This is a genomic window from Roseisolibacter sp. H3M3-2, assembly GCF_029211165.1.
In the GTDB taxonomy this organism is placed as follows: domain Bacteria; phylum Gemmatimonadota; class Gemmatimonadetes; order Gemmatimonadales; family Gemmatimonadaceae; genus Roseisolibacter.
This window is the reverse complement of the sequence record NZ_JARGEK010000700.1, coordinates 1-980: the sequence shown is the minus strand read 5'-3', so window position 1 is coordinate 980 and position 980 is coordinate 1. Positions and strand designations below refer to the sequence as shown.

At 78.4% G+C, this 980-nt stretch carries 1 protein-coding gene; it reads left to right on the top strand.

The features are described 5' to 3' along the window. Positions 1 to 980 (top strand): hypothetical protein (locus tag PYV61_RS25830; protein ID WP_275836760.1); only part of this gene is annotated, 980 nt, incomplete at both ends.

Sequence of the window (980 nt, the reverse complement as noted above, 5' to 3'; positions counted from 1 at the left end):
GCGCCGCTCGCGTCGGTCCCGACGCTCCCCGACGGCTCGCGCCGCGTCGACGGGCGCGTGGTGCTGGTGCGCGACACGGTCATGCGCCCGGTCGCCGGCACGTGGGTGACGCTGCACCGCGTCGGCTCCGACAGCGCCGGCGCGCTCGACTCGCTGCGCACCGGCGCCGACGGCGGCTACCGGTTCCGCTACCGCCCGTTCGGCGCCGACGACGCGCTGTACTTCGCGTCCACCAGCCACGGCGGGATCGCGTACTTCACGTCGCCGCTGCGCCTCGCCGACGTGCGCGGCGACGAGGGCGAGATCGCGGTGTTCGACACCACGTCGCGCGCGCTGCCGATCTCGGTGCGCGGCCGGCACCTCATCGTCCCGGCGCCCGACGCCGAGGGGCGCCGCCGCGTGATCGAGGTGTTCGAGCTCACGAACGACACGAGCCTCACCGCCGTGCCGGGGAGCGACGGCGCGCGCGGCGCGTGGTCGGCGGCGCTCCCGGCGGCGGCGCGCGACTTCGCCGTGCGCCCCGGCGAGATCCCGGCCGACGGGATGGCGGCGATCCGCGGGCGCGCGCTGCTGCTCGCGCCGTTCGCGCCCGGCATCAAGCAGGTGGCGTACACGTACACGCTCGACGGCGACGCCTTCCCGCTGGCCGTCGCGCTGGAGCGCGCGACGACGGTGCTCGAGGTGCTGATCGAGGACCCGCGCGGCGCGGCCGTCGCGCCCGGGCTCACCGCGGTCGAGCCGGTGTCGCTGGAGGGGCGCACCTTCCGCCGCTTCCTGGCGCAGGAGGTCCCCGCCGGGTCGCGCGTCGAGGTGACGGTGCCCGCCACGGCGCGCGGCTGGGAGCGGATCGCGCTCCCCGCGCTGCTGTCGGTGGTCGGCGGCGTCATGCACCTCGCGCTGCTGCGCGCGCTGCGCCTCACCGCGCCGGCCGCGGCGCCCGCCGGGGCGACGGCATCGCGTGTCGCGCCGGCCGCCGCGCC